Raw genomic sequence first — 11902 nt, forward strand, 5'->3', positions numbered from 1 at the left:
GGAGGTTTTACGCCAGCTCTGGAACGCCTGGCGCGCGGCGGCTACGGCCTGATCCAGTTGTTCGACCGAGGCCATCCGGCCTGAGGCGATGGCGGCTTCGGTGGCCGGGTTGATCACGTCGAACGCAGCACCCTGTCCGGTTACATTGTCCCCATTGATCAAAAGATTACAGACTGACAGATTCATTGATAGCTCCAGATTTGATTAGCGTTTCGCTGTACCGATCGCTCTCAGCTCATCAGTGCAAGGCTTGCTTCCTCGGCGGCTTGGTCCTTCACCGGCGCCGTTTCGACCAGGAAGCAGGATAGCAGCGTCGCCAGCACAGCCCCCCCGGCCGCGATCCACATCACGATCTCCAGGCCATAGGCATCGGCGGCGAAACCGGCGATCGTCGGTGTCACGAAGCCTCCGAACAGTTCGCCGACACCCATTATCAGGCCCAGCGCGGAGGCGACGCGGGTAGCCGACACGGTCTCTGCCGGAATGGTCGCCATGAACAGCGTGAAACAGCCCAAACCGGTGTAGGTGAGGAACACCAGCGGCAGCATGGCAGACGCGGACTCCACATAGAGCAGTACCATCGGGCAGAGCGTCGCGATCATCGAGAAGAAGATCAGCACCGGCTTGCGCCCCAAACGGTCAGACAGAGCGGAGATGATGAACCCCCAGGCCATCCAGGCCAGACCCAGACTGCCCATGATGCCGCCCATGGTTTCCGGGCTGAACCCTTTCACCTGCATCAGGAAGGTGGGGGTAAAGCTGATCAGCGTGATGAACCAGGAGATATAGAAGCAGGAGATCAGCACGCAGAGTAGGATGTTGCGGTTTTTCAGCAGGCTCAGGTAGCTGGTACGCGGCTGGTTGGCATGTTCGTCGGCTATATCTTCATGCACGTGCTTGTTGCGCACGAACAGTACGATCAATACCGCGATCAACAGACCGGGAACGATGGTGGCGTAGAAGGCGCTGCGCCAGCCATAGGTGGTGGCGAGCCAGATCAGCACTGGCGGCGCGATCACCGCCCCGATCAGCCCCGGTGCCGATGCGTTGACAAGGCCCATGTTCAGGCCGCGACGTTTGGGCGTCGAAGCCGCTGCCAGCAGGCTCTGTGAGATCGGCAGCACCGGCCCCTCTGCAACCCCCATCAGGGCGCGGAACATCAGCAGGGTGATGAAGGAGGTCACCATCCCCGACAGGGCGGAGAACAGTGTGAAGGCGACCACCGAGACGATCAGAATCAGCTTCTTCGACTCTTTCTTGTCGGCGTAGTGACCGAGCGTTGCCCCCGAGATCGCCCACATCAGCGCAAGCGTGGAGGAGAGCATCCCTAGTTGCGAGTTGTTCAGATCCAGCTCCGCCGAGATGAACGGAAACAGGAACGAGAGCGCCAGGCGATCGAAAAACACGAAGCCAAAGCACACGAACAGCACCAACAGCAGCCGGTTTTCGTAGGTGTTGATCTTCATGCGGTGGCTCCGCTCTTATCCTGTGCCTTGTCCAGTACGAACTCGGCGCAGCGCTCGGCGATCATCACTACAGGCGCGTTGGTGTTGCCGGAGATCAGGGTCGGCATGATCGACGCATCGGCGATACGTACCCCCTTGACGCCGTTTACCGCCAGTGTCGGCGATACCACTGCCTCAGCATCCGATCCCATGCGGCAGGTGCCCACCGGGTGGTACACCGTCTTGGCGTGGCTGCGGACATGGGCTTCGAGCTCAGCGTCGGAGATCTCGGCTTTCGCGGAGGGCCTCAACTCATGATCGATCACCTCGGCAAGCGCCGGCGCCCGCAGTATCCGGCGTGCAAGGCGTAGGCCGCGTACCAGTGTATCCACATCGGCCTGCTCCGACAGGGCGCCGCTGTTGAACTGCATCGGGTCATCGGGGTTGGCACTGCGCAGACGGACCGAGCCGCGAGACTTGGGACGCAGGAAGCAGGGGTTGAGGGAGATGCCGTGACCGTCAATCGGCTCACGATCCACATCGCCCACCAGAGTTGGCAGGACATGGAACTGGATATCGGGTCGCCCCTCGCCGGAGGTGTCGACGAAGCAGCCGGATTCAACTACGTTGGAGGTCAGTAAACCGTGGCGGAACAGCTTCCACTCGATACCGTGTTTGAGCGCTTTGAGGCCCTGATCATTGCCCAACAGGCTGATCGGTTTGCGGGTACGGCCATACACGGAGACTTCCAGGTGATCCTGGAAGTTCTGACCGACCTGCTCCCGCACCACCAAGGGTTTAATACCGTGCTTTGTCAGCTCTGCTGAGGGGCCGATGCCGGACAGCATCAGGATCTTGGGTGTTGCCAGCGCGCCGGCGCAGAGAATCACCTCTTCACGTACGTTGACCGTTTTGATGGTGCCATCGCCGTTGCGATACACCACACCGGTAACACGCTTGTCGGCATCGAAGATCAGCTTGTGCACATAGCAGCCGGTCTGGATCTCCAGATTCGGCATCCCTTTGACCGCGGCCAGATAGGTGCTCGCGGTACTGCCACGCTGACCGTTGAAGGTGGTGGTGTGGTAGAAGCCGACACCGGACTGCTCCTCACCGTTGAAGTCGTCGTTGTACTTCAGCCCGCACTGCTGTGCCGCTTTCACGAAGGCGAGGCTGAGTGGGTGACGGAAACGGGTATCGCTGACCTTCAGCGGTCCCTCGTTGCCGTGAAACTCGCCGCTGAGCCGCATATGGCTTTCCGCCTTGCGGAACGCCGGCAGAACCTGATCCCAGCCCCATCCGGTGCAGCCTTGCTGCGCCCAGTCCTCGTAGTCCTGACGTTGGCCGCGGATATAGACCATGGCGTTGACCGAGCTGCCGCCACCGAGCGTACGACCCTGGGGTACATAGGAGATACGGCCGTTGACACCAGGTTGTGGATCGCTCTCGTAGATAACGGTGCGCTTGGTACCGATCACCTTGATGAAGGTGGCCGGCATATGGATAAACTGGGTGTTGTCGGGCGGGCCGTCCTCGAGCAGCAACACCCGCTTACCCGCCATTGTCAGACGGTGAGCGATCACACACCCGGAAGATCCACCTCCGACCACAACATAGTCTGGCTGATTCATAACCTCATCTCTTTGTTATTGTGAATAACTGGTTGAGGGCGCTGGACCCTCCCCGACTGAGGTAATACGCTACAAATTGAAGCAACTCAGCGCTTGACTGATTGTGCCTCGGACTTGCCTCAGCGGATCGACCAATACTCCACCTACAAGCCTGATTACGCGCGCTGGAACCATCGAACTATTTACAGATTTAAAATAATAGTTAATATGTTCAATAAATGGTCGAACAGCTTAAAACTGATCGTTGCACTCACTCCGGCATAACAATAACTACGGGGGCGGCATGGACAATTTCTCAGCGACAGTGTCAGGCGCAGACTGGGTATCAACCCACGATATCCCCTCTGTCGAGCGCCGCAGCTACTGGCTCAACCACGTCAACAAACGGGTGATACAGGTTGACTGCCCAGCCGAGGTGAAGGAGGGGATAGACGCGTCACTCCGCCATCTCGACTTGGAGTGCATGCGGCTCAACCAGATTCGCGCCAACACCCACTCTATCCAGCGCAGCCTGGCCAATATCGCCCACGACGATCGCCACTCGGTGTTCCTATGCTTCATGCTCTCTGGCGAGGGTTTCTCCTACCAGGGTACGCAGTGTGTGCAGCACTCGCCGGGCGACATCATCCTCTACGATACGCTGATGCCCTACGGTCAGGGTTTCCCGGAAGATATGGAGATGGTGGTCATGGACCTGCCTGAACCGTTGGCAAAGCAGTATCTGCGCGATTGGCAACGGGGGGATCTACTGCATCTGCACAGGGATACACGGTTCGCCGATACCAGCTGTGAGACGCTGTTTCGACTGCTGAATGCAATAACGGATCAGCGGGCCAGTGCCAACCAGCAGTCGACCCACGCCAGCGACCTGCTCGAGAATATCGAGGCCTTGATCTCCAATATCTGCTCCGGCAATCGTGATCAGGATTTCTGGCGCCAGTGTCGCCGCTACATACAGCAGCACCTGCAGGAGGATTCGTTGACCACTGCGCGGTTGGCGAGGGAGCTCAATACCTCGACCCGCAAGCTGCACCGAACCTTTGCCGAGAATGGGCTCAGCGTGCAGAACTATATTTGGCAGCAGCGTCTGGAACAGTGCCGAAAAGATATTCTCGCCCCCTCGCTAGCCAACAGAAGCGTCAGTGAGATCGCCTTCAAATGGGGATTCAACGATGCTTCGCACTTCAGCCGCCGCTATAAAGCGCATTATGGCGAAAGCCCGGTTGAAACACGCAAAGCGTTACGGTAGCTGGACTGATTCGGCTGGTGCCTGCCAAAAGCCACTCGGATATTCGACACCTGTCCAGCCCCGCCTTCCTCATTCCTCAAAACCCAGTTTGATCCATTCACGGCGCTTTTAGCAGCGCCTCCTGCAGTTTTCGTCGCGCCTGGAGCGTCTTGCAGTCAAGTCGATGGCAAAGCGAGTCAAGCGGATGGCGGCGCGCCTTTATAATCTGATCATGCATTTTTAACACGCAGCGTTACCGGCGTTAAAACATAAAAATTAGATGAAAGACGTTTGCTGCAATTCTATGCCGAATACAATAAATCGATTTTAAATCAATCGGTTATGTTTGTGTTTTTGCGTCTATTTATCTATCTGTTTCTGTTTGGCTGTTCGGCAACTGTCTGAGTGTATGGGCCGATAATAACCAGAATAGGATCGAAAATAAGATGAATATTTTCGCAAAAAAATTGCTTCCGGCCGCTTTGGCTGTAAGTTCTGTGCTGCTGTGCCAACAGGCTTTCGCGATTGCCGAAACTGTACACCCCCGCGACTATATCCCCGCACCTGCAGGTGTGAACCTGTCGGTGACCTATCTCGAGAACCGTTCCGGAGATGACCTCTACGCCGGTGGCGACAAGGTCGCTGACAATGCGGACCTGGAGGTCAATGCTGTTGTCGAGCGTCTTATCCACTTTACCGAGCTGTTCGGCATGCCGGCCGATCCTCAAATCATAATCCCCGTTGTCGATATGGATCTGGGTATCGCAGGTCAGGACAGCAGCGGTGTCGGCGATATCTTTTTTGGCTCAACCTTCTGGCCGGTCGCGGACAATGAAAACAAGGAGTGGTTCGGTCTTACCCCGTTCCTGTACGTGCCAACCGGTGCCTACGACGATAACCAGGCGGTCAATGTGGGTGCTAACCGCTTCAGCTTCGTCATGCAGGCCGGCTATGTCAAAGCGCTGACCGACAAGCTCTATCTGGATGTGATCGGTGAGGTGCAGTGGTACGGCGACAACGACGACTTCCTAGGCAACAACACCCTGTCCAAGGACGAGGCGTATCGTTTGTCCACTATGCTCTCCTACGACCTCAGTCCCGGCAGTTATATCTGGGGCCGCTACGCCAAGCAGATCGGTGGTGAGGAATCGGTGAATGGAACCACCGACGCCGACTCTGAAATGGATACCGATACCGCCAGCATCGGGTATACCCATTGGTTCGGCAAGTCGTTTCAGGTGCAGGCCGAGTACACCCGTGACCTGAGTGTCGAGAACGGTATCGCCGTCGATGGCGCCACTCTGCGTCTTGTCGTGCCGTTCTAAGACTTCTGTCCGAGGCTGATCCGGTCGCGAGAATGCCGGCTCGGCCTCGGTCCGGAGTTACTCATCCGAAGGTCATTACACTGGAGATAGAATAATGAAAAAAACCACTCTCGTAGGACTGATTGCCCTTGGCTCGCTGTCGATGATCGGCACGGCCTCGGCCAACGATGCGGTCTGTGGATTGAATAACGGCCAGGCCGCCTCAGGTGAGCCGATCAAGGTGGGTGCAATCTATGGCAACGCGGCGCCCGGTGACTTCTCCGCCGCCACCGATGCTGCCAATGCCTATTTCAAATGCGTCAATGAGAATGGCGGTATACACGGTCGCCCGATCCAGTACCTGGTTGAAAATGATCAGTGGAACCCGGAGCTCGCGGCACAGGCAGCAGCGAAACTGGTGAAAGACGAAGCGGTTGTCGCCATGGTGGGTAACTCGTCGTTCGTCGAGATGAGTGTCAACGCGCCGATGTATGCTGAAAACGGCATCATGGCGATGGCGTCAGGCTGTGCGGTATCCGAGTGCTTTGAAAGCTCCAATATCGTATCGACCAACCAGGGGCCGTTGGCCTCGTCCGTCGGTGCCGCGATGTACGCGGTTGAAGAGCTTGGCGCGACCAATATCTCCTGTATCGGCATGGCGATACCCTCGGTCGGCAACTGGTCCTGTGGTGCGGTGCAGAGCTATATGGAGTCCAAAGGCCTTAACGCTTCATATGTATTGCTGAACCCGGCAGCACCGGACGTGAACTCGGCACTGCTGGAAGCGATCGCCTCGGGCGCCGACTCGATTCTGGTGAATCTGCCGGCAGGTCTCGCCATCGCCTTCCTCAGCGTTGCCGAAGAGCAGGATCTGGGTGACGCCTACAGCTGGACCTCTTCAACACCACTCTATGATGCCTCTGTACCCAAAACGTTGGGCGAGTACTGGAGCGGCAAAATGTTCGTCAGCGCCGAGCTGACAACGATCGACGGTGCAGGCGCCGATAACCAGAACTGGCTGAGGGTGATGGACGCCTACGCTGATCCGGCCGATCCGCGCGACACCTTTGCACAGGCGGGCTATCTGTCGGCGCGATACTTCGTCAAAACGATGAACGAGATGAACCCTGTCAACGTCGATAACCGCGCCTTAGTAACCGCAGCGATCCAGGCGATCAAGGGGTACGACTCTGACTTGATGTGCGGTCCGTATTATGTCGGCAGGGCTGATCGTCACATGCCCAATCATGCCGGCATCATCGTTGAGGTGCGTGACGAAGCCTTCCATGTGGTCCGTGACTGCTTCGAATATGAAGGCCCTTACTTTGAGCCGATTCTGGACGCGGAAAAAACGCTCGGTCTGCGTTAACACTGCCCACCATCAGCCCGGCACCTGCCGGGCTGAACACTAAAAGAACGTACAACATGGCTCAACGAACTCTCACCCTGTTTATCGTAACCGCCTTGATGCTGGGTACGTGCACCTATCTCGCCTGGGGTAAACCCTCCAGTGTGGTCGGTCTGTTTGTCGTCTCCGGTTTGGCCGTTGGCTCTCTCTATTCGTTAGGCGGCATCGGTCTGGTCGTACTCTTTAGGGCGACCGGCGTTCTTAACCTGTCGAACGGCGCGATCGGTGCGCTCGGCGTCATGCTGGCCTGGCAACTGCAGCAGTGGAATTTTCCCCAAATAGCCACTTGGGTTATCGGTATCGCCACCACGACTCTGCTTGCCCTTGTGTATGGCCGTTTGATCGCACCGGGCCTGGCGTGGCGCGATCCGGTGGTGAAAGCGGTCGCCACCCTGGGATTTGCGTTGATCGTGCTCGGCATTACCGCGTTTGCCTGGGAGGATGATGTCCGTAAGTTTGCGCTGCCCAGTGACAAAATCTCCTATACGCTGCTGGGCCTGCGCATAACGCTGACGCGACTGATCGTCATCCTGGCCGCAATCGCCATCGTCATCGCGGTCTGGCTCTACCTGTCCAAGACCCGTACCGGACTCAATATGAGAGCCCTGGCCGACAATCGGGATATATCGGCGTTGATCGGCATTCCCATCGTCAAAACCGAGACCATCGCCTGGGGCATTTCAGGTTTGATCGCCGGGTTTACCGGACTGATGTTCGGCGATCTGGTGCGCCTCGAGCCATTCGTGATCACCTTTATGGTTATCCCGGCGATCTCGGCGGCGATTTGCGGTCAGCTGCGAAATCTGGGCGTGGTGCTTATAGCGGGACTCTGCATCGGCGTGATCGAGTCGATGTTGACCCTGCATCCGGTACTCAAATCCGTACGCCCCATGGCGCCCTTTGTCATCGCGATCATTGTGCTGATGTGGGTCCAGCGCGGTCGTACCAACTACTTCGCGGGTAATTGATCATGCAGATAACCCAGATAATGCAGATGACCAAGTCAGCTAAGATCGGGCTGCTGTTCGCACTGCTTGCGTTTACCTTTCTTCCCGTTTTGGCCGGTGGGCAGTGGATCAAGATCTTTATCTCCACCGGGTGCTTTATCCTGGCCGCCTCGGGCGTCGCTTTCATGTATGCGCGGCTGGGCATGGTTTCCTTGGGACAGGTTGCCCTGATGGGGATCGGCGGCTGGGTCATGTTGCGCATGAACCACGCCTTCGATCTGCCGTTCGAGATTAACCTGGCCGTTGCGGGGGCCGTTACCCTGGTCTTTGGCTGGCTTCTGGCGATGCCCGCGCTGAAGATGCGCGGGCTCTACCTGGCGCTCATCACCCTGATGGCCGCGGGCGGACTGGAGGTTATCTTCTCCACCTACCGTTTCCCCAATGGAGGGGAGGGGTTCTGGGGTGTCATGCCCTCGGTTGCAGCGCCGTTCAGACGCCCGCTGGTGGCGACCGATGACGCTGACTACCTGCGTTACATCATCTTCGCCATCGTCGTTGGTTTCCTGATTATCGAGCTGCATATGCGCGCGGCGCCAGGACGGGCCTGGGCGATGATCCGTCGCTCGGAAGCGGCGGCCTACGCGTCCGGTGTCAACGTGGTGTACTACAAGGCCTGGGCGTTTGGCTTGGCGGGGTTTCTGGCCGGTACCAGCGGCGGTCTGCTGGCTGGCGGTCTGGGCCTGCTCGATCCCGCGACTTTTAGAGCCTCCGAGTCGATCATGCTGTTTGCACTGATGGTGGTTGGCGGCTCTCGCGGCTGGCTGGGTGTGGTGATCGCCGGTGTGCTGTATCGCGTGGTGCCGGCGCTGTTCAACGACTGGACCATCGACGCGGATATCGCGCTGGTGATTTTTGGCGCCGCACTGCTGCACGCGATTATCACCGCACCAAACGGCCTCTCCGGCCAACTCATCGACCTGTTCGGCAAAGTGGGTAAGCGCACATGATAAGTCTCGACAATCTAACTGTTCGGTTCGGTGGCGTGACCGCGCTGGATGCCATCTCGGCGCACTTCACGCAGTCCATTTCGGGGATCATCGGTCCCAATGGTGCGGGCAAGACAACCACCATGAACGCGATCTCCGGGTTTCTGGATTATGACGGCGCAATCGCCTGGAACGATGAAAAGATCGATGCGCTGAATCCATTCAAGCGTACCCGCTGGGGACTCAGACGATCGTTTCAGAAAGAGCAGATCGCCGATGATCTGACGGTGTTGGACAACCTGCTGGCGATCACCGACAACCTGCCTCTGTCCAGGGATGAAAAGCGGGCAGAGGTCGAACAGGCCATCGAGTCGCTGGCGATCACCCGGCTGGTTAACCGCAAGGCGGACTCGCTCAACGCGTATGAGAAACGTCTGACCGACCTGGGGCGCTGTATCATCGGAAAACCCAAAATTGTCATGCTCGATGAACCCTGTGGTGGCCTGCAGCAGGAGGAAACCGACCATCTGGGTGAGTTGATTCTGAAAATACCGACGCTGACCCAGGCGACCACGCTGATCATCGACCACGACGTGGATCTAATCTCGCGCGTCTGCGCCGAAACGCTGGTACTCGACTTCGGTAAACGGATCGCCTTTGGCGAGACCGCAAAGGTATTGGCGGATCCCAAGGTGAAGGCCGCATACCTGGGAGTAGAGGAGGTCGAGGCATGACACTCAGCGTTGAAGAGCTAACCGTCTGTCAAAACGGCAAGGCAATTGTTAAGCAGGTGTCGCTGCAGGTTGAGCCCGGTAAGGTTACCGCGTTACTGGGCGCGAACGGGGCCGGTAAATCCGAACTCGTGCTGGCCATCGCGGGGATGATGACGGTCGAGACGGGCAGCATCAGTGTGGCCGGTCAGCCGATCACCAATGCCTCACCCGAACAGGTTCGCCGCCATGGCGTCGCAGCCGTACCCGAGGGGCACCGAGTGCTGGCATCGCTGAGTGTGGACGAAAACCTGCGTGCGGCAGGCGCGCTGTTGAAGCAGACAGAGCTGGTGGAGACGCTCAAGCAGATCTATGAGCTGTTTCCGGAGCTGGCTCTGTGCAAGCAGCAGATCGCCGGTACCATGTCGGGGGGACAGCAGCAGATGCTGGCGATCGGCCATGCACTGATGGCGAAACCTCAGTACCTTCTGATCGATGAGATGTCACTGGGGCTCGCCCCGCTGATCGTAAAACGCCTGGTCAAGACGCTGGAGCAGTTGGTCAAGTTGAGAACCGGCGTACTTCTGGTCGAGCAGTTTACCGAGGTGGCATTGTCGATAGCGGATAGCGTTATCGTGCTGCGATCGGGAAAGGTCTGTTATTCCGGCAGCGCCGAGCAACTACGGGAGGATCCCGAGATTCTTGCTGGCGCTTATCTCTAACGGTGTATAGATCCAGGCCGCCCCTGGCGCCGCCCGGAATGGTGAATAGGCAAAAAGAAGCCCCCAGAGTAGGGGGCTAAGAGAGTCCTCTGTGTGACAGAGAGCCATGGTGGTAACTGAATGTTGAAGGGGTGTTGCGGTTTTACTGTGGTGCTCTGTTGTGCGTTACCGGTTGCAGTTGACGACTTGCAGCTGGGTGTACTCCAGCAGGCCTTCGACGCCGAACTCGACGCCGACACCGGATAGCTTGCAGCCGCCAAACGGGGCGTGGGGCAGGACCTCGGCATGGCCGTTGATCCACACGGTGCCGCACTCCAACTGCCGAGCGATGCTGTTTGCTTGTGCGAGGTCCGGTCCCCACACTGAACCGCCAAGGCCGAAGGGGCAGTCGTTGGCCAGGCGGATCGCCTCGTCGATATCGCTATAGCGGATCACCGGCATGGCCGGACCGAACTGCTCCTCGTCGACCAGGCGCACGCCGTTACTGACATCGGCGACGATGGTCGGCGGGTAGAAGTAGCCCTTGCCGTCGACCGGTGCACCGCCGCTGAGGATACGCCCGCCCCGGGCTTTGGCATCCTCGACCAGCTCTTTGACGCGCTGGAACTGGTTGGCGTTCTGTACCGGACCGAAGCTGGTGCCCTCGGCCAGCCCGTCGCCGACCACCTGGGCGTTGGCGATCTCGGCCAGCTTGGTGCACAGGGCATCGTACAGGCTGTCATGCACGTAGAGGCGCTTCAGCGCGGCACAGGTCTGGCCCATGTTCAGGAAGGCGGTCTGGAAGATCCCCTCCGCTACGGCATCCACATCGGTGCCGGGCAGCACGATGGCAGCATCGTTGCCGCCCAGCTCCAGGGTCAGGCGCTTCAGGTTGCCCGACGCGTTGGCCATGATGTTCTGTCCGGTCGGGGTCGAGCCGGTGAAGATCACCTTGTCGATGCCGGAGTGACGGCTGATCGCCTCGCCGATCTCGCGTTCACCGGTGACCAGGTTGACCACGCCGGCGGGCAGCACCTCGTTGATGATCTCAACCAGACGCAGAGTATTCAGCGGCGTCAGCCCGGAGGGTTTGCACACGACGGTGTTGCCGGTACGCAGGGCCGGGATGATGTGCCAGATGGCGATCATCAGCGGCCAGTTCCAGGGGGTGATGGAGGCGACCACACCGAGCGGCTTGCGATGGCCTTCGATGCGCTTGTGCTCGCTGTCCTCGATCAGCTTGACCGGGATCTCCAGGTCGGCGTTGTAGCGTGTCCAGGCCACGGCGCCACCGACCTCCATCTGGGCCAGAAACAGCGGTTTACCCTGCTCCTGCACGATGATGCGGGCCAGCTCGTCGGCATTGGTCTCGATACGGTCTGCGACCTTGTGCAGCAGCGCGGTGCGCTCGGCATCGGAGGTTTTACGCCAGCTCTGGAACGCCTGGCGCGCGGCGGCTACGGCCTGATCCAGTTGTTCGACCGAGGCCATCCGGCCTGAGGCGATGGCGGCTTCGGTGGCCGGGTTGATCACGTCGAACGC

General features: G+C 58.7%; 11 protein-coding genes. 7 read left to right on the forward strand and 4 right to left on the reverse strand.

Annotation, left to right across the window (positions count from 1 at the left end; translation table 11 throughout):
- The 3 genes from IEX40_RS21840 to IEX40_RS21850 all read right to left on the reverse strand — a co-directional run.
- A partial coding sequence (locus IEX40_RS21840; protein WP_188752361.1) for an aldehyde dehydrogenase family protein occupies positions 1–186 on the reverse strand: 186 nt, incomplete at its 3' end.
- Between the two features lie 44 nt (positions 187–230).
- Entirely contained in the window at positions 231–1466 is a 1236-nt protein-coding gene (locus tag IEX40_RS21845) for an MFS transporter (RefSeq protein WP_188752363.1), read from the reverse strand.
- The gene (locus IEX40_RS21850) at positions 1463–3076 is read right to left on the reverse strand and encodes a GMC family oxidoreductase (RefSeq protein ID WP_188752364.1); all 1614 of its coding nucleotides are present in this window, start codon (positions 3074–3076) and stop codon (positions 1463–1465) included. Before IEX40_RS21850 ends, IEX40_RS21845 begins: the two co-directional genes overlap by 4 nt.
- Positions 3077–3359: 283 nt before the next feature.
- On the opposite strand from IEX40_RS21850, the gene IEX40_RS21855 reads away from it, so the two are divergent.
- The 7 genes from IEX40_RS21855 (at position 3360) to IEX40_RS21885 (ending at position 10381) form a co-directional block, all read left to right on the forward strand.
- On the forward strand, positions 3360–4325 hold the full coding sequence (locus IEX40_RS21855; protein ID WP_188752366.1) for a helix-turn-helix domain-containing protein: 966 nt from the start codon (positions 3360–3362) through the stop codon (positions 4323–4325).
- Positions 4326–4750: 425 nt separating this feature from the next.
- Positions 4751–5629 (forward strand): transporter, encoded by an 879-nt coding sequence (locus IEX40_RS21860; RefSeq protein WP_188752368.1) that lies wholly within the window; start codon positions 4751–4753, stop codon positions 5627–5629.
- Between the two features lie 94 nt (positions 5630–5723).
- Positions 5724–6977 carry an ABC transporter substrate-binding protein gene (locus IEX40_RS21865; protein WP_188752370.1) on the forward strand — a complete coding sequence of 418 codons (1254 nt, stop codon included), beginning with the start codon at positions 5724–5726 and terminating at the stop codon, positions 6975–6977.
- 56 nt (positions 6978–7033) lie between these two features.
- Positions 7034–7984, forward strand: coding sequence for a branched-chain amino acid ABC transporter permease (locus IEX40_RS21870; RefSeq protein ID WP_188752372.1), 951 nt, complete (start codon positions 7034–7036; stop codon positions 7982–7984).
- A 26-nt stretch (positions 7985–8010) separates the two neighbouring features.
- Positions 8011–8970, forward strand: coding sequence for a branched-chain amino acid ABC transporter permease (locus IEX40_RS21875; protein WP_229680890.1), 960 nt, complete (start codon positions 8011–8013; stop codon positions 8968–8970).
- Entirely contained in the window at positions 8967–9683 is a 717-nt protein-coding gene (locus tag IEX40_RS21880) for an ABC transporter ATP-binding protein (RefSeq protein ID WP_188752374.1), read from the forward strand. Before IEX40_RS21875 ends, IEX40_RS21880 begins: the two co-directional genes overlap by 4 nt.
- Entirely contained in the window at positions 9680–10381 is a 702-nt protein-coding gene (locus IEX40_RS21885; protein WP_188752376.1) for an ABC transporter ATP-binding protein, read from the forward strand. The genes IEX40_RS21880 and IEX40_RS21885 overlap by 4 nt, the downstream gene beginning before the upstream one ends.
- A gap of 165 nt (positions 10382–10546) precedes the next feature.
- Here the strand turns inward: IEX40_RS21885 and IEX40_RS21890 are convergent.
- On the reverse strand, positions 10547–11902 hold a 1356-nt coding region (locus IEX40_RS21890; RefSeq protein ID WP_188752378.1), incomplete at its 5' end, for an aldehyde dehydrogenase family protein.

Origin of the sequence: Marinobacterium zhoushanense (genome assembly GCF_014641945.1) — a bacterium.
Taxonomy (GTDB): domain Bacteria; phylum Pseudomonadota; class Gammaproteobacteria; order Pseudomonadales; family Balneatricaceae; genus Marinobacterium_D; species Marinobacterium_D zhoushanense.